This is a genomic window from Shewanella sp. Isolate7 (genome assembly GCF_022398425.1).
Taxonomy (GTDB): domain Bacteria; phylum Pseudomonadota; class Gammaproteobacteria; order Enterobacterales; family Shewanellaceae; genus Shewanella.
On record NZ_JAKEVJ010000004.1, the window covers coordinates 40038 to 60435 of the forward strand.

Below are 20398 nucleotides of genomic sequence, written 5' to 3' on the forward strand. Positions count from 1 at the left end.
TTTTATAAAGTTTTATTTTGGGGGTTGACACCTTGGGGCAAAAAAGGCAATTCTGTAAAGACATTCAGTGAATATGTTTTGATACGACAGAATAGAATTTAAATGTTTAGCCTTAACCTAGTAGTAACCACCATTATTACAACCACCACGATTACCAACGTGGGGGCCGGCTAAGCATACTCGAAAGAAATGATTTGAAATGACTAAGCCCGCTCCCCCTCAAGGAGCGGGTTTTTTTGTTTCTGGGGCGCGGTACTAAGGAGAGAAGATGAAGGTAATGAAGTTCGGTGGTACCTCGCTGGCCAACTGGCAGAGGTTTAGTAGTGCGGCGCAGATCGTCTTGGCATCGGCCGAGGAACAGCCGACGGCAGTGGTGTTAAGCGCGCCGGCAACCGTGACAAACGGCTTGTTGGAGATGGTGGATCTCGCTGTCGCCGGGGATGATTTCTCTCCCGTCTTGAGTCAGGTACATGAGGTCTTTAAGACCCTCTATGCAAAGGCCGCCAGCGAGGTCTTGGGTAGCGAGCAGTCAGCAGGCCTCGAAGGTGTCCTGGCCGCGCAGCTTAAGCACTGGCAAGACAAGCTGCAAGGCGTGGTCTTATTGGGTGAGTGCCCCGACTTTGTCCGCGCCGAGATAGTGGTCGGTGGCGAGCGACTCTCTGCGGCGCTGATGGAGCAGTTGATGTTGGCCGCCGGCGTCTCGGCCAACCAGCTTGTACCACAACAGCTGTTTGTGGCCCATGGACCGGCGCTGGAATCGGTTGTCGATATCGCCGTGAGCAAACAGCGTTTTGCCGAGCTTTCTCTCGATGCCCATCAGGTGTGGGTGATGCCAGGCTTTACCGCCGGAGACAAGGATGGCCGAGTGGTCACCCTTGGCCGCAACGGCTCGGACTATTCGGCGGCGGTGCTCTCTGCCTGTATCGACGCCAGCTGCTGCGAGATCTGGACAGATGTGGATGGCGTCTATAATACCGACCCGCGTGTCGTCGCCGATGCCAAGCTGCTGACTCAGCTCAGTTACCAGGAGGCGATGGAACTGTCCTATTTTGGCGCCAAGGTACTACACCCTAAGACGATTGCGCCTATCGCTCAGTATCACATCCCTTGCTATATACGTAACAGCTTCAACCCACAGGCTCCTGGTACCTTGGTATCGAATCAGGCGGACGAGACGGGCCTGAACGTCAAGGCTATCTCAAATCTTGATGAGCAGACCATGTTCGACATCGCCGGGCCCGGCATGAAGGGCATGGTAGGCATGGCGAGCCGGACTCTGGGGGCCATCTCCCGCTCCGGGGTGTCAGTCTCTCTCATTACGCAAAGCTCGTCCGAGTACAGTATCAGCTTCTGCGTGGCCACCGCCGATGCACAGCGGGTGCGCCTGGCGCTGGAGCAGGAGTTTGAGCTGGAGCTTAAGAGCGAGATCCTCGAGCAGATTAGCATGCGCCACAACCTGGCCATCGTATCCCTGATAGGTGACGGTATGCGCACCCATAAGGGGGTTGCCGGTAAGTTCTTCCAGGCCTTGGCCCAGGCCAACGTCAACATAGTGGCTATCGCCCAGGGCTCCTCCGAGCGCTCCATCTCGGCGGTTATTGAGCTGCGCAAGACCAAGCATGCCATCGCCGCCTGTCATCAGAGTTTCTTCGATGTGCAGCACTATCTGGACGTCTTCCTGGTGGGCTGTGGCAATGTGGGCGCCGGTTTGCTCGAACAGATCAAGCAACAGACGGAGATGTTAAAGGCTCAGCATATCACTGTGCGCGTGTGCGGCGTGGCGAACTCCCGCCAGATGCTGCTCGATGCCAAGGGGATAGATCTCAACCATTGGCAGGGACTGCTTGCCGACAGCCAGCAGGCTTGCGATCTGGAGAAGATGCTTGCCTGGGCCAAAGATCAGCAGCTACTCAACCCTGTGCTGGTGGACTGTACCTCAAACGAAGCCGTATCCGATCAATATGTCGCGGTAATGAATGCTGGTCTGCATGTGGTGACCCCTAACAAGAAGGCCAACACACGTGATTATGACTATTACCGTGCCCTGAGGCAGACTGCGCTGCATCAGCGTCGTCAGTTCCTCTACGAGACCACAGTTGGCGCTGGCCTGCCGGTCATCGACAACCTGAAGAAGCTCCTCTTCGCCGGTGACAAGCTACAGAAATTCAACGGCATACTCTCGGGTTCACTCTCCTATATCTTCGGTATGCTGGATGAGGGGATGAGCCTGTCGGAGGCGACGCGTATCGCGCGGGAGAAATGCTTTACTGAGCCAGACCCAAGAGACGACCTCAGCGGTATGGACGTGGCCAGGAAGGTGCTTATCCTTGCCCGCGAGGTGGGGATGCAGATAGAGCTGAGTGACATTCAGGTTGAATCTGTACTGCCGAGTCATTTCGACGCCTCTGGCGATGTCGAGACCTTTATGGCGAATCTGAGTTCACTCGACAGCGAACTTGCCCAAAGGGTAAATAGCGCCAGGGCCGAGGGTAAGGTGCTGCGTTATGTAGGACAGATCGACGAGCAGGGCTGCCGGGTGAAAATCGCCGAGGTAGATGCCAAGGATCCCCTCTACAGCGTCAAGGGCGGCGAGAATGCGCTGGCCTTCTACAGCCGCTACTATCAGCCGATCCCCTTCGTGCTTCGCGGCTACGGCGCGGGTACCGAGGTGACGGCGGCCGGTGTGTTTGCCGACTTGCTGAGAACCCTTAACTGGACACGGGAGATGGGCGTATGAGTTTAACGGTTTACGCGCCGGCCTCCATGGGCAATGTCGGCGTCGGATTCGATCTGCTGGGCGCCGCTTTGGCGCCCGTTGATGGCAGCCTGCTGGGGGATCGCGTATCGATAGCGCCGGCGCCGTATGGCGTCTCGCTTAGCCTGGCCGGCCACTGGGCCGACAAGTTGCCTGCCGCCTGCGAGGAGAATATCGTCTACCAGTGCGCCCACTTCTTCCTCGAGCAGCTCGGTAGCGAGGCAGGCGTTGCCATGACACTGGAGAAGAACCTGCCGGTGGGGAGCGGACTTGGCTCTAGCGCCAGCTCGGTCGTTGCCGCGCTTTATGCCCTGAACGAGCATTTCGACAGGCCCTATGACAGCGATGCGCTGCTGAGGTTGATGGGTGAATTTGAAGGCAAAATCAGCGGCTCTGTGCACTATGACAATGTTGCGCCCTGTTATCTAGGTGGCATGCAGCTGATGCTGGATACCCCGAGCGCCGTGTGTCAGGACCTGCCCGTCTTTAAAGACTGGTATTGGGTGGTGGCCTATCCTGGCATCTCCCTTTCAACGGCCAAGATGCGCGCCTTGCTGCCAGCGCAATACGATAAGTCAGTAACCATAGATTTCGGTCGTTATCTGAGTGCTTTCGTGCATGCCAGTTATCGACAAGATGCCAAGCTCGCCATAGAGGTGTTAAAGGATGTGCTGGCGGAACCTTATCGCGCCGCAGAAATTCCCGGTTATGAGCAGGCGCGCGCCGCCTTGGCCGAACTCGGCATGGCCACCACGGGGATCTCAGGGAGCGGCCCGACACTGTTTACCGTGACCGATAACCTGGAGACGGCTGAGCAGGCCAAGGCCTGGTTAGATGCGAATTATGTCACCTCTGGCGCTGGTTTTTCCCATATATGTCAAATTGATATGCTCGGCACGCGCCGTGTAGATGCACCACTTTTAGATTAATAGGCGGATGTAAGATGGAACTCTATAACTTAAAACACCCCTCACAGAAGGTTAGTTTCACTCAGGCGGTTAAGTTGGGCCTGGGGCGGGATCGCGGCCTGTTCTTCCCTGTCACTATCCCAAGGCTGGACGATGTGGATGCGCTGCTGGCGATGGACTTCGTCGAGCGCTCAAAGGCGATATTGGGCGCCTGGTTGGCCGATGAGCTTGGCCAGGAGCTGGTGGATAGCCTGGTTGAGCGCGCCTTTAATTTTGAGTTGCCGCTGACCAATGCCGATGACAAACGCTATTGCCTTGAGCTGTTCCACGGTCCAACCCTAGCCTTTAAAGACTTTGGCGCCCGCTTCATGGCCCAGTGCCTCAATAGCCTGGCGCAGGAAGACAAGTTGACCATATTGACCGCTACCTCGGGGGATACCGGCGCCGCAGTTGCCGATGCCTTCTATGGGCTGGATAAGGTACAGGTGGTGGTGCTCTATCCTAAGGGCAAGATCAGCCTGCTACAGGAGAAGATGTTTACTACTTTGGGTGACAACATACATACGGTGGCGGTGGAGAGCGATTTCGATGCCTGTCAGGAGATGGTCAAGGCCGCCTTCGAAGACAGTGACGTGCGTGACGGTCTGCACCTTAACTCGGCGAACTCTATCAACATCAGCCGTTTGCTGGCGCAGATCTGTTACTACTTCGAGGCGGTGGCCCAGTTTAAGCGCGCTAACCAAGGCGATCCTGTGATTGCCGTGCCCAGCGGTAACTTCGGCAACCTGACGGCGGGCTTGTTTGCCAAGGCGATGGGGCTGCCGGTGAAGCGTTTCGTGGCGGCAACCAACAGTAATGATACCGTACCTCGCTATCTGGCCGATGGGCAGTGGTCGCCCAAGGCGACCGTCGCGACCCTATCCAATGCCATGGATGTGGCCGAACCGAGCAACTGGCCTAGGGTTGAGACCATCATGGAGGTGATGAACTGGCCGCTGAGCGAGTTGGTGGGGGTTGGCCTCTCGGAGCAAGATACGGTGGAGGCTTTGGATGAGCTCTATCGCGGTGGTTACTTGTCTGAGCCCCATGCGGCCATCGCCGCTAAGGCATTGTCGTTAACCATGTCGGCCGATGAGCAGGGGATATTCCTCGGTACGGCGCATCCTGCCAAGTTTAAAGAGGTGGTGGAAGAGGCGCTCAATATCGAGCTTGAGCTGCCGCCCGAGCTGCAAGCTGTGCAGGATAAGCCGATTCTATCTGCCGAATTGCCCGCGGACTTTGCCCGCCTCAAGGATCATCTGTTTGAGGTGCTAGCCTAGGCCTCCTTATCGCCGTCAAGTCGAAATGTCTTGGCGGCTAGCTATTCTTTCTCGCCGGGTGCGTCTTTCAGTCGCAGTTTGTCATTTGCAGTTTGCGGATTGTGATTTTCGGTCTGCTTTCTTCTTTCTTCTCTCTCTAGGTATTGGGTGTTAGGTGTTTCGTCGTGGTTGTCATTTGCGTGTGCGCGATAACATCTGGTTTACCGTTCACTTGTTATGATCACAAGGCGTCTACTTCATAGAGTGTTCGCTACTTAGGTTGCCAAGTGTATCGCCTTCGTTGAGTTAGTCGTGATTATCATCACATCAGGCTAAATTTAAATTATTTATCTTTAAGGACTTTTTACTTTATCGAGACCTGTGGTTTTGCATATAAGAGTGATTTTTTTGGACCTTTGTCTCTTGAGCGCCTGCACATCTAATGAGCCGCAGCTCTATTCGCGAATCAATGAAGCCTATGATTTCGAGGTGACCCATTGTGATAGTTTCGCCATGGTAACAGGCTTAGGTCGAGGGGATGCGCCGCTGAGGGCGGCGCGGGAGAATGCCAAGCATCAGGGGGAGGCCCTAGGTGGTACCCACATCGTTTGGTTACAGGAGGATCACTTCGACGGGGATAGCCAGGTTAAGGTGGTTGCCGTGGTCTATAAGTGCCTGTTTTAGCGAGCCTGACTCCTTAGCCAGTTGATCTCTTGTGGCCAGATCTCAGGTTCTATCGTCTCCAGGATGAGTGGGATCTGCTTAGTCGCCGGGTGTTTCATGATATAGCTAAACGCATCCATGCCGATATAACCGGCGCCGAGGGAGTGGTGCCTGTCGACACGGCTGTTGAGGGGCGTCTTGCTGTCGTTAAGGTGCATCGCCTTGAGGTAGTGGTTGCCCACTATGGTATCGAATTGTCCGAAGCTCGCTTCGCAGGCCTCATGGGTCGTTAAATCATAGCCAGCGGCAAACATGTGGCAGGTGTCGATACAGACACCTACGCGGCTCTTATCTTCTACCTTGTCGATGATCTGTGCCAGCTGCTCGAAGCTATGGCCCAGGTTTGACCCCTGACCCGCAGTGTTTTCTATGATGGCGCTGACCCCCTGGGTCTTATCCAGCGCCAGGTTGATCGACTCGCTGATGCGGGCCAGGCACTCGTCTATGCCTATCTTGTTGAGATGACTGCCGGGATGAAAGTTCAGCAGGGTTAATCCCATCTGCTCACAGCGCTGCATCTCATCGAGAAAGGCCCCACGCGAGCGCGTGAGCTGCTCGGTATCCGGATGGCCTAGATTAATCAGATAGCTGTCGTGGGGCAGTATGGCATCGGGGGAGATATTGGCCTGTTCGCAGTTAGCCTTGAAGTCGGCTATCTGCTTAGGACAGAGTGGCGCCGCCTGCCAACGTCTCTGATTCTTGGTAAATAGCGCAAAGGCGTTGGCGCCAATCTTTTGTGCGTTTAGCGGCGCATTGGCGATGCCGCCGGCGGCGCTGACATGGGCACCAACCCAATGAGTGTCTGACATTCTTCCTCACTAACTTTCAACAAGCTTATAAATTATCACGGTATTTTGAGCGATTTTTCTAGGCTGGACTATGCTCAATGAAAGGTATTTAGCCTTAATTGTTTATTTTTCGATAGTGGAATGGACTCTAGCGTGTTTAAGGATCTCTCTCAATCTGAATTTATGGACTTCGGCCCAGCCTTGATCGCCCAGCTGGGTAAGTTACAGGGACAGTTTATTCGTGGTGACGATGTGCTCTTGCCCCTGTGTCGTGTTCTGGCCGATAGCAGCGGCGCCGAGTCTGTGATGATCTTGTCTCGTCGCCTGCTGGCCTGTGATGAGATGCCGGCCGATGTCACCTGCTGGTGCCGGGATTCTATGCGATATATTACCCTGTGGCGCCAGGTAAAGGACTGGCCGCTGTTGGATGGTCAACGCGGTGCACATCTGTGGCAGCGGTTTGTGGTCTGGCCCATCGAGGGGCTAGACGTCAATATCTTCTTCTATCGCCCGGTCAAGGGCTGGCTGTCGTTTCTCACCTCCTATCAGACCTTTATTGCCGACAGTATCAGCGGCATGTTGCAGCAGCAGAGTCTGGACTGGCAGCAGAGCCGTAATGCCCAGATCATCAAGTCGATCGATACCGAGATGTATCAGTCTATCGTCAGTAACAGCGAGGATATGATAGTGGTCGCCTCGCGCCAGAAGGGGATGGCGCCCGTGATCATGTATGCCAACGCGGCGGCAACCGCCATCAGCCAATATCCCCGCAGCCAGCTGATCGGCAAGTCGATTGAGCTCTTCTTCGGGGATCAGGACGACAAGGCGCAGGAACTGCTGGAGGCGATAGAGTTGCGCCTGGAGTTTACCGGCGAGCTGGTTTGTTCGACCGCTACGGGGGAGAAGGTGATTCTGCATACTCATCTGATTGCCTTAAACGAGCAGTATGAAGACGGCAGCCTGTTTACCCTGGTGGGGAGGGACATCACAGAGCAGAAGCTGATGCAAAACACCATGGCCCGTACGCAAAAGATGCAGGCCATGGGACAGCTGGTGGGCGGTGTGGCCCATGATTTCAACAATATCTTGGGTGTGCTCAAGGGCAATCTGGAGCTGATGGAGCTCAAGGGCAAGGACGATACCATAGCACGTTACCTGGCCACGGCGCTCAAGGCCTGTCAGCGAGGGACAGATCTCACCCGGCGCCTGTTGCAGTTTTCCCGCCAGGAGCAATTTAGCGCCCAGCCGCTGCAGGTCAATGAGGTGCTGCTGGGCTTAGAGGAGTTGCTGGAGAAGTCGTTAACCACTCAGGTGAGCCTCAATATTTTGCCCCAAGCGTCGATGCGGGATATCTGCGTCGATCGCGGCGACCTGGAAGATGCCCTGATTAACCTGGTATTGAACGCCAAGGATGCCATGCATGGGGAAGGGCAGATCACCATAGCGACAGGTGAGCAGTATCTGTCGGGCTATCTTCCCGGGGTGGGCAATACCGTTAGCACAGATAACCGTGACTATGTGTGGATATCCGTGATCGATCAGGGCGGGGGGATAGCCGATCACCTGTTGGATAAGATTTTCGAGCCATTCTTTACCACCAAGGATAAGAGCAAGGGGACCGGGCTCGGCCTCTCCATGGTGTACGGCTTCGTAAAACGCTCTAACGGTTACATGAGTATCATGCACACAGGCGCAGAGGGCACTGAGATACGCCTGTGGTTTCCGGCCATCAAGCCGGTCGAGCGACAGAGCGAGCGACATCACAGGCCGCTCGAGTATCCCAAGGTCGCGCGGCCCATCAAGGTGCTTATCGTCGATGATGAACCCGACCTGCTGGAGGTGCTCTGCGATCACTGTCAGATGATGGGGATGGAGGTGCTGGCCTATACAGACCCTCTGCTGGTCAGGGAGCAGTTTAGTGGCGGCATAGATAACATAGATCTCATCATCTCAGATCTCTTGATGCCAGGCGGCATAAACGGCTATGAGCTGGTGACCGATTTGAGTCGGCACACCGCTATCCCTGTGCTCTTGATCTCAGGTTATGTCGGTGATGTCGGGATCAGTAGCCGGGAAGATCTGCCCTTTAAGGTGCTGCAGAAACCCTTTGATATTAGCGCCTTCGTGCGTGGGCTCGAAGAGATCGGGATTGAGTTTGTACAAGGAGAATTGCGATGAACAACATGGAGATTTGGGTTGTCGACGATGACAGGGATTACTGCGAGCTGATCGTCGAGATGTTGCAAGATGAATTTAAGGTGACTCCCTTCTATGGCGCGGCCGATTTTCGTATTGCCCTGCAAAGTAGCCAACCCGACCTGTTGTTGATGGATATCAACCTGCCCGATACCGATGGCATCACCCTCTGCAAAGAGTTGCAGGAAACAAACCAGGAGCTGGCCGTGCTGTTTGTCTCTGGGATGAATACCCTAGAGGAGCGGCTCAAGGCCTATGAGGTGAATGCGGTGGACTTTATCGCTAAGCCCTTTGAGTTAAAAGAGTTACTGGCCAAGGTCCATAGCGTCGCCCACTATGTGATGAAGCAGAGAGAGCTGATTCAGGCGGAGTCAGTCTCCCGCAACATGGCTTTTCAGTCGATGACCGAGTCGTCTCAGTATGGCTGCGTGTTGCAGTTCTTTCGCCAGTGCTTTCTCTGTCACGATCACCAGACTCTGGCTGATGCCTTCTTTGACCTGATGCAGCAGCTTAATCTCAATACCTGCTTGGAGATACGCGGTGATAGCGTGGAGTATTTTGCGCCTAAGCACGCTGCGATCAGCCCCATAGAGTCGAACATTCTCGAGCTGCTGGACAAACATGGCCGCCTGTATGACTTTGGCTGCCGTACCATATGCAACGACAAGCATGTCTCCTTCCTGATCAAAAATATGCCGATAAACGACGAGGTGCTCTATGGCAGGTTGCGGGATATTATCGCCGTGGTGGTCGAAGGTCTCGAGGCGCGCGTCATGGATATCGGTCGTCAGCAGACACTGAAACAGGTTTTTGTCGATATCGAAGCACTTATCGGTGACATCAATGCTGCGACCCTTGAGCATGATGAAAGATTCAGTGCCGCACTCATTAACATGACCACTGAGATCCGCGGTAGCTTTCATGTGCTGGACATGACCATAGAGCAGGAAGATTATTTTACTGCGCTCATCGAGCGTAATTTGAAGGAGGTGAAGTCGGCCTCGCAGGCCTTTACCCGCCTACAGTGTGCGCTGGGCAAGGTGATGGATGTACTGGGGGCAAGCGTACCTTAAGTGATTATTTTATGTTCATTTTTCTTGATCTGAGTCACGTCATCATGGCGGGTTACATATTAGTGTGAGTAAAAGTTCAACAATTGACTATAGTAACTAAAGGCGTCTAGAAGGTTGGAGGTGACGATGTTAGCGAGACTTCATAATGACCATAAACATATCGCGATACTGTTAAATATTCTCAAAAATAAGCAGCAGCGGCTGCAAAATGGTGAGGCCGTCAACTTTAATCTGATCCGAGATATCGTCGAATATATGCAGAGCTATGCCGAGCACAGCCATCACCCGGTAGAGGATCTGATCAACGAATTCTATATTCAGACACACCCTGAAGAGGCCCTGGAAGAGAATCTGGGGGAAGAGCATTATGGCCTCATCGAAAGCTCGACCAATCTGATGACTACCCTAAATCTTATCTTGAGTGACGTCCCGGTACAGAACGAAACCCTGAGTCAGGCGCTGAAGGAGTATGTGGAGGCGCAGCGAAATCACATGATGTATGAAGAGAGTAAGTTGTTCCCCATCTGGGAGGCGGGGATGACCGAGGCGCAGTGGCAGCAGGTGGCCGACAGATGTCAGGAGAAGTTAATTAGCGACCCATTATTCAGCGACGATGATAACCTGCTCTTCGAGGAGTTAAAAGAATATCTGGCCAAGGCCGAAGAGTAACAGACATAAAAATAGCGCCTAAGGCGCTATTTTCTTATCATTTTTACATCAGAAGGTTATCTAAGTCGTATTCGAAACTGCTGTCGATATCCTGAAGCTCTTTAATCAAACGCTGTTTCTCTTTGATAGCCTCTATTTCGCGCCATTTTCGCTTCTTGTTGGAGCTTCGCGAACGACTGTTGGGTCTTTCAATGACGGTATCATCTAGCGCACTACCATAATCTAAGCGATTCATGGCAACCTCCTGTTGTTGTATTTTTTCTCAACAATTAAATATCACACTTCCAATTTATGGTGCAAGAAAAATGTTTCAATAATGTTAAGTCAGGGTGAATCATTTGTGGCGTGACAGCTGTTTTTTTGCCCGTGGGATGGGCAAAAGATGAGGCTTGCTGGTGGATGTTACTGCAAATAATAAAAAAGCCAGTGAAAACTGGCTTTTTTATTGGCTAACTTTTGGCGAGCTTAAATGTGGCCGCGTCTAAAGAGATTGATGAGAGCGTTGCTAGAGGCATCCAGTGCCTTAGCCTCTTCATCGCTCTGAAGACGAGCGAGTACATCATTGCCCAGGGTCTTGCCTAACTCGACGCCCCATTGGTCGAAGGAGTTGATGTCCCACAGTGCACCCTGAACAAATGTTCTATGTTCGTACAGGGCAATCAGGGCACCCAGTGTTTCCGGCGTCAGCTTGTCCATCAGTAGAGTGTTGCTTGGCTTGTTGCCATCCATCACCTTGTGCTTAGCGATCAATGCCTTCTCTTCCTGGCTCAGCGAGCTACCGTCGAGTTCGGCAAGTGCCTCATCGAAGGTTCTGCCTTGCATCAGGGCCTGGGTCTGTCCAAAACAGTTTGAGGCCAGCTGAACATGGTGTTCACCAAGGGGGTTATGGCTCTGCAGCGGCAGAATAAAGTCTGCCGGGATCAGTGCCGTGCCTTGGTGTAACAACTGGTGATAGGCGTGTTGACCATTAGTGCCTTCGCCGCCCCATATCACCGGGCCGGTTGCATGGTCGACGCTGTCGCCGTTGAGGGTGACAGATTTACCATTACTCTCCATGTCCAGTTGCTGGAAGTAGGCTGGCAGGCCTCTGAGGTAATGATCGTAGGTCAGTACCACATGGGACTGTGCCTGGTAGAAGTTGCCATAGAGCAGGGAAAACAGCCCCATGATCACCGGCATATTCTGCTCGAGAGGCGCCTCGACAAAATGTTTGTCCATCGACTTGGCACCGGCCAGCAGCTGGTAGAAGTTGTCCATGCCAATGAGCAGGGCGATAGGCAGGCCAATCGCCGACCAGAGTGAATAGCGGCCGCCGACCCAATCCCACATAGGGAAGATGTTATCCGCATCCATGCCAAATTCGGTCGCCTTAGCCACATTTGAGGTCACGGCGACGAAATGCTTGGCGATATCCGCTTGAGTGCCGCCATTTTCCAGGAACCAGGCCTTGGCACTCAGGGTATTGGTCAGCGTCTCTTGGGTGCCGAAAGACTTGGACGACATCACGAACAGAGTGGTTTCCGGATCCACCAGACGCAGCTTCTCACACAGTGAGGTGGCATCGACGTTGGCAACGAAGTGGCACTTCAGCGCCGGATTCCAGTAGGGGCGCAGCGCCTGAGTGACGATTTTAGGTCCAAGGAATGAGCCGCCGATACCTATGCTAACGATATCTGTGATCGCCTTGCCCGTGTAGCCTTTCCACTCGCCGGAGGTCACGTCTGTGACAAACTTGGCCATCTTGGCCTGAGTCTGTTTTACCTCGGGGACGATATTTTGGCCGTCCACCAGGATCACCTCGTCGGCCTCGGCTCTGAGGGCGGTGTGCAGTACGGCGCGCTTCTCTGTGTTGTTAATGATCTCGCCATTAAACATGGCGCGGATCTTATCGCTTAATTTGGCAGATTTAGCTAATTCAAACAGTTGTGCCAGTGTGTGCTCATCGGCTCGGTTCTTGGAGTAGTCCAGCAACAGTCCACATGCCGACAGTGACATCTTGTCAAAGCGCTGTGGATCGGCTTCAAAGAGCTCGCGCATGTGGGGCAGCTTGGCGGTTTGTGCTTCAAGCTGGGCCCACGCATCTTGCTGAGTAAGCTTAGTCATGACGTCTATTCCCTTAGGCTTCGAGTTCGGCTTTTAGCATGGTTTCAAGTTTGCCCTGGTCGATGGCAAAGTTGCGGATACCTTCGGCAAGCTTCTCAACGGCCATAGGATCTTGGTTGAATTCCCAACGGAACTCGGCCTCACTGAGGGCGGCACCCGGAGCAACGACTTCGCCTGCTGGTTTCAGCTTTTGAACGACAGGCGTGTCACTGTTTGCCATCTCTTCTAGCAGTGCTGGGCCAATTGTCAGGCGATCGCAGCCAGCAAGTTCGATGATCTCACCCGTGTTGCGGAAGCTGGCGCCCATCACAACCGTGTTGTAGCCATGGCGCTTGTAGTAGTTGTAGATGTTAGTGACCGAGACAACGCCTGGATCTTCCTCGGCGCTGTAGTCCAGGCCGGTATCCTTCTTGTACCAGTCGAGAATACGGCCGACGAAAGGCGAGATCAGGTAAACACCGGCTTCGGCACAGGCTCTGGCTTGGGCGAAACAGAATAAAAGTGTCAGGTTACAGTTGATGCCTTCTTTTTCCAGCTCTTTGGCGGCGCAGATCCCTTCCCAGGTTGAGGCCAGTTTGATCAGGATGCGAGACTTGTCTATGCCGGCCTCTTCATAAAGCTTGATCAGCTTGTGCGCCTTCTCGATAGAACCGGCCTTGTCGAATGAAAGACGAGCGTCCACCTCTGTCGAGATGCGGCCTGGAACAATTTTTAGGATTTCGAGGCCGATGTTGACCGCCAGTTTGTCGCCGGCATCTTCAACCTGCTGCGCCAGATCGTCGCTCTGAGACTTAGCCCATTCGATGGCATTGGCAATCAGGTGCTTGTATTCAGGAATTTGGGCTGCTTTCAGGATAAGAGAGGGGTTGGTGGTAGCGTCTTGTGGTTGATAACGCTTGATGGCTTCGATGTCACCGGTATCGGCGACTATGGTGGTGATAGATTTGAATTGCTCGAGTGTATTAGCCATGAAAATTACATCCTTCTTAAGAAGCAGCTTAAGTGTGTGGTTTACTAACGGCTATTAGACGCGATTTTGCCGATATTTCCAACCATGAATGAAAAAAAATTACAGAAAAGTTGCTAAATATCAGTAAAAGGCATTTTAGCCATTGCCGTATAGCCGGGCTGATGTTTGGGCTAAACGGACTTAGAGTATAACCATTAAATTATGACAGGAAAAAAAATCGCTGCCTAAGCAGCGATTTTTATTGAGGTCGATCATTAAGTTAATCGTAAAGACTTACTTTAGAATCGCCTCTTTACGTACACCCGTAACGTGGGCTTCGATGCGACGGTTAGCCTTGTTGGCTTCGGCGCTGCTGCCTTCGATCAGCGGCTGAGTGATACCATAGCCCTTAGCGCTGACGCGATCTTGGCTGATACCGTACTTGCTGACCAGTAGCTCGGCAACGGCGTTGGCACGACGCTCAGACAGATCCATGTTGTAGTCAGGGTTACCTACGTTAGAGGCGTGACCACCGATCAACACGGTTGCGCGTGGGTTTTGGTTCATATAGTTGGCCAGCTTTTCGATTTGGCCATAAGACGCAGAGTTCACCACGGCAGAGTTATTGGCAAAGCGAATTGAACCCAGTTCATGCTTCTCGGTGACTTCGCGGTAAAGGGTACAACCGCTAGCATCAACCTTATGATTGCTCGGCGTGTTGGCACATTGGTCTTTATCGTCGGTCGCGCCGTCGTTGTCTGAATCTTTTGGTTCAACCACCACAGGTGCTGCAACAGGGGCGGGTGCAGCGGCTGCGCGACCGAAGCGGTAGCTTAGCTCAAGACCCCAGTAGTTGCTTTCCATCTCAAGGGTGTTCCACTTGTCTTCGTCGAGATTTTCATAACGACGATACTTAGCTTGCAGCTTGAGGTTTTCGGTAAAGTTGTAGCCGATACCTGCACCGAAGTATGGTGCAACACCGCTGTCGCTGTAGTACTCGCTACCCCACTGTTTGTTGTTAGACAGTAGGTAGTTCATTGCACCGGCTTCGGCTGACAGGCTCCAACGGTCGGCAAATGGCCAGAAACCTACCAGGCCGAGTGTCATACCGCGAGCACCGACATCGTTAAGTTTGTTGGCATAGTCAACCCATTCGGCGCGGCCCAGGTCACGATAGCCCAGTTCGACACCAAAATAGTCGTTAAAGAGGTAACCACCAAATACATCCCAAGCATAAGGATCGTCTTCACCACATTGCTTCATGGTCTTCTGATCGCAGTTAGGCTCGTAGTTGTTTACGCCTAAACCGCCACCGACGTACCAAGGGGTGAGTTCTTGTGCTGCATTGGCTGCAAATGGGAGCATTGATGTAAGCAGAATAGCTTTCAATGTATTGTTCATCATTTTCCAATTCCTTTGTTTTACTATCTTTCCCCCATGCTGTTTTTATCCTGTAAAAACATGCCAGCACTTTGTGGGGGGATTCCTTTGGTATTATCGCTAGCCTTTGTATTATCTTACGCGAATATAGAAATTGCCATGAATAACGGGCAAATCTTTTAGGATTATTGGTCGATAGGTAATAAAAAAGGCGTTTCCGCTAGGAATCGCCTTTTTTCTAGTAGAATAATTAACTTAGCGTTAATCTATTCTTAACGTGTCCAGACCCAGTTTTCGATGCTTTCAGGGTCTACACCGTTGGCCTTGATGTAGTTACGGTGGTCAACCAGACGCTGAAGCATGTCAGTGGTGATGGCGACGTGTTGTGTCTCGTCGATCACACCCTGTTGGAATAGCTTGTAAGCCATGTCGATAACCAGGTGGTAGCGAGAAGTACCGTTACGCACGCCCATATCGAATGGTGTTGTGGTTGAACCTTCCTCTTCATAACCCTTGATACGGAATCTGTGGCTACCCTTGTAATCGAACACCAGCTTCTTGATAGTGTTTGGATAACCATGGTAGTTGAAGACCACGCCTTTATCGGCGGTGAAGATCTCATCCATCATCCAAGGCTTGCTTTGGAACTTACGGCTACCCAGACCGCTGCTGGTTAGCTCGGTTACGCTCACGAAGCGCACGCGGACTCTTGGTAGTAGCTCACGCAGGATGACTAGAGAAGCCATACATTCCTGGGTCACATAGTCACCACAGCCTGCCAGAACGACGTCTGGGTTGTCGTCAGAGGCGAAATCCCACACCATGACGCCATCTTTAGCCTGTTGACGTGCTTCGTCCAGTGTCAGCCATTGTGGCAGCTCTTTCTTACCGGCAGCGATGATGTTTAGCTTATCGCGATCGGCGAATGCACGCTCGGTGTAAACCAGTGTCGAGTTGGCATCTGCTGGCAGGTAAGCCGAGATGATCTCTGGGTGCTTCTCAAGCATAGCCCCAAGGAAAGAAGGGTTCTGGTGAGAATAACCGTTGTGGTCTTGACGCTCTAGCAGTGAAGAGAGCACGACGTTACAAGAAGGCACAGGCTTACGGAAGTGTACGCCCTGGCTGGCATAGACATACTTACAGTATTGGTCGGCCATAGAGGACACTACTTGTGAGAAAGACTCATAAGTTGGGAACATGCCGTGACGACCCGTTACTGTGTAGCCGTGTAGCATACCGAACAGCAGGTTTTCAGATAGCAGCTCAAGTACACGACCATCGCGAGACATATCTTCGTCCCAGCTCTCGATAGGCCATTGCCATGCACGGTCTGTCTCTTCAAATACAGCCTGTAGCTGGTTAGAGTAGGTTTCGTCAGGGCTGAAGATACGTAGGTTACGCTGATCTCTGTTGAGCTTGAACGCATCACGCATCCATTGACCCATCTTCAACATAGAGTAACCACGCTGTCCTCTTGGTGTTTCCGCACCGTAGGCCAGGTCTTCAAGTTTAGGGTTGTTCAGTGAACGCACCACTTCGCCACCATAGCTAAGGTGCTGACGACCACAGCAAAGCTCTTTTGGAGGGAGCAAAGATTGGATATCTTTATCGAAGACGATTTGGTTTTGCTCATTGATGCTATAAAGTTCGCTGAACTTGTAGCTGGCAAGCCATTGGTCTAAGGCCTCAAGGTGTTGCTTATCTTTAGCACACTTGTTGACGATAACCTGGTGAGAGTCACAGTTACCTTCCAGCTTCTTACCATTGTCTTCGGCAACACCAGTCCAGCCTTTTGCGGTGCGCATCAGAATCACTGGCCAACATGGCTTAACGATATCTTCGCCGCTACGCGCTTTAGTCTGAATCGCGTCGATCATGGAATAGGCTTCATCCATTGCCTTGGTCATCTGTAGGTAGACATCTTCTTCAAGGTCGCTGTCGACGATGATTGGGTGATAGCCAAGACCTTTAAATTCCAGCTCAAGTTCTTCGTGGCTCATGCGTCCCATACGGGTTGGGCCTGAGATCTTGTAGCCGTTGATGTGAACGATAGGCAGTACGGCACCGTTGTTCGCGGGAGAAACCAGACGGTTAGCGTACCAAGAGGCTGCTAGTGGGCCTGTTTCAGATTCACCGTCACCGATAAGTACGGTCGCGATGAGGTTAGGGTTATCCAGTACGGCACCCCAGGCAACAGAGAGCGAGTAACCTAGCTCACCACCTTCTAGGATCTGACCCGGTGCTTCTGGGTTAGCGTGAGAAGGATAGCCATAGGCAGCTGAAAACTTCTTACAGATATCTTCGATACCAGTCTCGTTGTACGGAATCGTCTCTGGGTAGAAGTGACTCAGCGATCCTTCCATAAACAGGTTAGCTTGTACTGCTGGGAAGCCGTGGCCTGGGCCGACAAGGTAGAGGAAAGGACGGTTGGTTTTCTTGATGAGACGGTTGACGTTAGCGTAGACGAAGTTGATACCTGGACAAGTACCCCAGTGCCCTAGCAGTCTGGGTTTGATGTCGCTATGTTCTAGCGGACGCTTGTGCAGTACGTTCTGCTTTAGATAGATTTGCGAGGTGGCCAGGAAGTTGGTCGCTCTTACAAATTTCTTTAGTGCGGTGATCTCTTGCTGTTGTGACATAAATAACCCCATTTATAGTAAGCAATAAGTTAATCAAAGCTCATGTGAGGCACTATATTTGTAATTTTATTACAAAAATGTGTTCAATATCTTATTTTTGAAAAGTCGTTAAATTTACTGATTGTTAAATTTTTGGTGGTAAACACCATGTTAGTTACGTTAATACAGTAGCTTATTTGTCTCTGATTGCGTGATGCCAATGTCATGTAAATGGGTAAGTGTGATCTGTATCACGTGGTGCTTTTTTGATGGTATGCTATTTTGGCGTGTCGAATTCGGCAGGCATGTTGTTTTGGCATCATGAAAGGATAATTCGAAAAGAAAATCCTGCCGAAATTATTCGATCAAATTGGGAAGGAAATTTAACAAAGATGGCGGCTTGTTTGGCTATGCCGCCATAAACGTCCTAAGGGTGATAGAAGTTCTATGTTTGAATCTGTATTAAATTTAGTCGATTCGACTATCAACGCGGTAAACGGCATGCTGTGGGGCAGCGTGTTGATTTACGTGCTGGTCGCTGCGGGCGTGTTATTTACATTGAGATTGGGCTTTATCCAATTACGTATGTTTGGTCATGGCAGCAAGCTTGTGCTGCAAGGACGGGAAAAGACCAATGGCATTTCCTCGTTCCAGGTGTTTTGTACCTCTATGGCGGCGCGTGTGGGAACGGGCAACATGGCGGGGGTTGCGGTGGCGATCACTGTCGGTGGTGCCGGCGCCGTGTTCTGGATGTGGCTCATCGCCCTGCTTGGGATGGCGACCGCCTTTATCGAGTCGACCCTGGCTCAGGTCTATAAGGTAAAAGACAGCGACGGTCAGTATCGCGGTGGCCCGGCCTATTATATGGAGCAGGGCTTGGGCAAGCGCTGGATGGGCTCGCTGTTCTCGATATTGCTGATCATCGCCTTCGGTTTTGCGTTCAACGCCGCCCAGGCCAACACCATGACTGATGCACTCAACAATGCCTTTGGTTTCGATAAGACTATGGTGGGTCTGGTGATCGTCGCAGTTGCGGCCTATATCATCAGCGGTGGTCTGAAGAAAGTGGCTAAGGCTTCTGAGCTTATCGTGCCTGTGATGGCGGTGGCTTATCTGGCTATCGCCTTGGTTGTGCTGGTGATGAACCTAGATCAGGTGCCAGCGGCGTTGGCCTACATAGTGAAGAGCGCCTTCGGTTGGGAAGAGGCCGCCGGTGGTGCCATGGGTGCCATGATGGCGGGGATCGCCAGGGGACTCTTTTCTAACGAAGCGGGTATGGGCAGTGCGGCCAATATCGCGGCGTCAGCATCACCAAACCCTAACCACCCTGCCTCTCAGGGCTTCGTGCAGATGATCGGCGTATTCGTCGACACCATAGTCATCTGTAGCGCGACAGCCGCCATCATTTTGCTGTCTGGCGTCCTTGATGCGCCGGGCGAGCAGAAGGGGATCGGTCTGCTGCAGTTGGCGCTCACCAACGAGGTGGGTGGATGGGCAGCCTATTTTGTTGCCTTTGCCATCATACTCTTCTGTTTCTCTTCTATCATAGCTAACTACAGCTATGCGGAGAGCAACATCCTGTTCCTGAGCAAGAGTAAGAAGGTATTGTATACCTTCCGCGCCTTGGTGTTGGCCATGGTCATGGCGGGGTCGGTTGCCTCGTTGCAGCTGGTGTGGAATTTCGCCGATGTCTCCATGGGTATGATGGCGCTGGTGAATATTGCCGCCATCGTCATGCTTTCTAAGGTGGCCTTTGCGGTGATCAAAGATTATGAGCTGCAGCTAAAGGCGGGCAAGGTGCCAACCTTCGATGCGGCGCATTTCCCCGAGCTTAATGGTCTGGATGAGAAGATCTGGAAGGGCAAGCCGAGTGCGGGGGTACTGGCTAAAGAGGAAGATGAGTCGGTTGCCGTCCCAGAGGTATAGGGATATTGGGTTAATCGCGGCTTTCTATTAGTTCTATCTAGAAAACCACGTCCTTTGGGCGTGGTTTTTTATTGTCTGCGTCAGTATGATAGTCACCTCGCTTAATGTTAGAAATAAAGGATAATTTATGCTGATCTTAGTCTCTCCGGCTAAAACCCTGGATTATGAAACGCCAGCAAGTACCCAAACCTTTACAATGCCTGCACTGCTGGAACACAGTGAAGAGCTGATCAAGGTGTGTCGAGAGCTAACACCAGCAGATATTGCGTCTTTGATGAAGGTTAGCGACAAGATTGCCGGCCTCAATGCCGCGCGCTTCGCCCAGTGGAACAGAGACTTTAACTTGGATAATGCGAAGCAGGCGCTGTTTGCCTTTCGCGGCGATGTCTATACGGGGCTGGATGCCGATAGCCTGTCTGAGGCGAGCCTTGAACGCGCGCAGCAGCATCTGCGCATCTTATCCGGACTCTACGGCTTACTGCGCCCCCTAGATCTGATGCAGGCTTATCGATTGGAGATGGGCACTAAGCTGGCTAACGGCCGAGGAGCTAATCTGTATCAGTTTTGGGGCGATATTGTTACCCAGGAAGTTAATAAGGCGCTGGCCGAGCAGGGGGATGATATTCTGGTGAATCTGGCGTCGAATGAATATTTCAAGGCGGTGAAGCCAAAGCAGATCAAGGGACAGGTGATCACGCCAGTCTTTAAGGATAAGAAGAATGGCCAGTATAAGGTGATTAGCTTCTTCGCCAAGAAGGCCCGCGGCATGATGGTGCGTTATATGCTGGATAATCAGGTGAGTCGCTATGATGAGCTGATCAAGTTCGACACCGCCGGTTATTACTACAGCGAGGCAGACTCGAGCGTCAACGAGCCGGTATTTCTAAGAGAAGAGCAGGCTTAATGTCAGGTAAGAATTGAATCGAAGCGAAACTCTACTCTCAAGCTAAGCCAGTTAATGGCTCAGCAAGCGTGACAAAAAAAGCAGCTATAGGCTGCTTTTTTTGTCTGT

General features: G+C 52.3%; 15 protein-coding genes. 9 read left to right on the top strand and 6 right to left on the bottom strand.

The genetic code is table 11. The annotated features are described in order from the left end of the window. The first annotated feature begins 268 nt into the window (after positions 1-268). The 4 genes from thrA (at position 269) to L1D47_RS01760 (ending at position 5645) form a co-directional block, all read left to right on the top strand. Positions 269-2737: a bifunctional aspartate kinase/homoserine dehydrogenase I gene (gene thrA, locus L1D47_RS01745; RefSeq protein WP_239882307.1), complete on the top strand. Its 2469-nt coding sequence runs from the start codon at positions 269-271 to the stop codon at positions 2735-2737. Continuing rightward, complete coding sequence (gene thrB / locus L1D47_RS01750) at positions 2734-3684, top strand: homoserine kinase (RefSeq protein ID WP_239882308.1); 951 nt, start codon at positions 2734-2736, stop codon at positions 3682-3684. The genes thrA and thrB overlap by 4 nt, the downstream gene beginning before the upstream one ends. 14 nt (positions 3685-3698) lie before the next feature. Further along, complete coding sequence (gene thrC / locus L1D47_RS01755; RefSeq protein WP_239882309.1) at positions 3699-4982, top strand: threonine synthase; 1284 nt, start codon at positions 3699-3701, stop codon at positions 4980-4982. A gap of 402 nt (positions 4983-5384) precedes the next feature. After that, positions 5385-5645, top strand: coding sequence for a hypothetical protein (locus tag L1D47_RS01760; protein WP_239882310.1), 261 nt, complete (start codon positions 5385-5387; stop codon positions 5643-5645). Here the strand turns inward: L1D47_RS01760 and nfo are convergent. Next, positions 5642-6493, bottom strand: a complete 852-nt coding sequence (gene nfo / locus L1D47_RS01765) for a deoxyribonuclease IV (RefSeq protein WP_239882311.1) — start codon at positions 6491-6493, stop codon at positions 5642-5644. The genes L1D47_RS01760 and nfo overlap by 4 nt on opposite strands. A 132-nt stretch (positions 6494-6625) precedes the next feature. Between nfo and L1D47_RS01770 the strand changes: the two genes are divergently transcribed. From L1D47_RS01770 to L1D47_RS01780, 3 genes are all read left to right on the top strand, one after another. After that, positions 6626-8650, top strand: coding sequence for an ATP-binding protein (locus L1D47_RS01770; RefSeq protein WP_239882312.1), 2025 nt, complete (start codon positions 6626-6628; stop codon positions 8648-8650). After that, positions 8647-9741: a response regulator gene (locus L1D47_RS01775; RefSeq protein ID WP_239882313.1), complete on the top strand. Its 1095-nt coding sequence runs from the start codon at positions 8647-8649 to the stop codon at positions 9739-9741. The genes L1D47_RS01770 and L1D47_RS01775 overlap by 4 nt, the downstream gene beginning before the upstream one ends. 126 nt (positions 9742-9867) lie before the next feature. Further along, entirely contained in the window at positions 9868-10410 is a 543-nt protein-coding gene (locus L1D47_RS01780; protein WP_239882314.1) for a hemerythrin domain-containing protein, read from the top strand. Positions 10411-10453: 43 nt separating this feature from the next. Here the strand turns inward: L1D47_RS01780 and L1D47_RS01785 are convergent, their stop codons facing one another. The 5 genes from L1D47_RS01785 to L1D47_RS01805 form a co-directional block, all read right to left on the bottom strand. Next, on the bottom strand, positions 10454-10645 hold the full coding sequence (locus L1D47_RS01785) for a DUF3545 family protein (protein WP_011864891.1): 192 nt from the start codon (positions 10643-10645) through the stop codon (positions 10454-10456). A 230-nt stretch (positions 10646-10875) separates the two neighbouring features. Beyond that, positions 10876-12513 (bottom strand): glucose-6-phosphate isomerase, encoded by a 1638-nt coding sequence (gene pgi, locus L1D47_RS01790; RefSeq protein WP_239882315.1) that lies wholly within the window; start codon positions 12511-12513, stop codon positions 10876-10878. A 13-nt stretch (positions 12514-12526) separates the two neighbouring features. Further along, positions 12527-13483 carry a transaldolase gene (gene tal / locus L1D47_RS01795; RefSeq protein ID WP_041510393.1) on the bottom strand — a complete coding sequence of 319 codons (957 nt, stop codon included), beginning with the start codon at positions 13481-13483 and terminating at the stop codon, positions 12527-12529. A 273-nt stretch (positions 13484-13756) separates the two neighbouring features. Then, positions 13757-14866, bottom strand: coding sequence for an OmpA family protein (locus L1D47_RS01800; protein ID WP_239882316.1), 1110 nt, complete (start codon positions 14864-14866; stop codon positions 13757-13759). A gap of 248 nt (positions 14867-15114) precedes the next feature. After that, positions 15115-17481 (bottom strand): phosphoketolase family protein, encoded by a 2367-nt coding sequence (locus L1D47_RS01805; RefSeq protein ID WP_239882317.1) that lies wholly within the window; start codon positions 17479-17481, stop codon positions 15115-15117. Between the two features lie 426 nt (positions 17482-17907). On the opposite strand from L1D47_RS01805, the gene L1D47_RS01810 reads away from it, so the two are divergent. Then, positions 17908-19386: an alanine/glycine:cation symporter family protein gene (locus L1D47_RS01810; protein WP_239882318.1), complete on the top strand. Its 1479-nt coding sequence runs from the start codon at positions 17908-17910 to the stop codon at positions 19384-19386. 127 nt (positions 19387-19513) lie between these two features. Beyond that, on the top strand, positions 19514-20290 hold the full coding sequence (gene yaaA, locus L1D47_RS01815) for a peroxide stress protein YaaA (RefSeq protein ID WP_239882319.1): 777 nt from the start codon (positions 19514-19516) through the stop codon (positions 20288-20290). Positions 20291-20398: the final 108 nt, after the last annotated feature.

Excerpts from the sequence above, each read along its gene's own strand:
- thrA (WP_239882307.1), top strand. The coding sequence starts at position 269 with ATGAAGGTAATGAAGTTCGGTGGTACCTCGCTGGCCAACTGGCAGAGG.
- thrB (WP_239882308.1), top strand. The coding sequence starts at position 2,734 with ATGAGTTTAACGGTTTACGCGCCGGCCTCCATGGGCAATGTCGGCGTC.
- thrC (WP_239882309.1), top strand. The coding sequence starts at position 3,699 with ATGGAACTCTATAACTTAAAACACCCCTCACAGAAGGTTAGTTTCACT.
- nfo (WP_239882311.1), bottom strand. The coding sequence starts at position 6,493 with ATGTCAGACACTCATTGGGTTGGTGCCCATGTCAGCGCCGCCGGCGGC.
- L1D47_RS01775 (WP_239882313.1), top strand. The coding sequence starts at position 8,647 with ATGAACAACATGGAGATTTGGGTTGTCGACGATGACAGGGATTACTGC.
- L1D47_RS01780 (WP_239882314.1), top strand. The coding sequence starts at position 9,868 with ATGTTAGCGAGACTTCATAATGACCATAAACATATCGCGATACTGTTA.
- L1D47_RS01785 (WP_011864891.1), bottom strand. The coding sequence starts at position 10,645 with ATGAATCGCTTAGATTATGGTAGTGCGCTAGATGATACCGTCATTGAA.
- pgi (WP_239882315.1), bottom strand. The coding sequence starts at position 12,513 with ATGACTAAGCTTACTCAGCAAGATGCGTGGGCCCAGCTTGAAGCACAA.
- tal (WP_041510393.1), bottom strand. The coding sequence starts at position 13,483 with ATGGCTAATACACTCGAGCAATTCAAATCTATCACCACCATAGTCGCC.
- L1D47_RS01800 (WP_239882316.1), bottom strand. The coding sequence starts at position 14,866 with ATGATGAACAATACATTGAAAGCTATTCTGCTTACATCAATGCTCCCA.
- L1D47_RS01805 (WP_239882317.1), bottom strand. The coding sequence starts at position 17,481 with ATGTCACAACAGCAAGAGATCACCGCACTAAAGAAATTTGTAAGAGCG.
- L1D47_RS01810 (WP_239882318.1), top strand. The coding sequence starts at position 17,908 with ATGTTTGAATCTGTATTAAATTTAGTCGATTCGACTATCAACGCGGTA.
- yaaA (WP_239882319.1), top strand. The coding sequence starts at position 19,514 with ATGCTGATCTTAGTCTCTCCGGCTAAAACCCTGGATTATGAAACGCCA.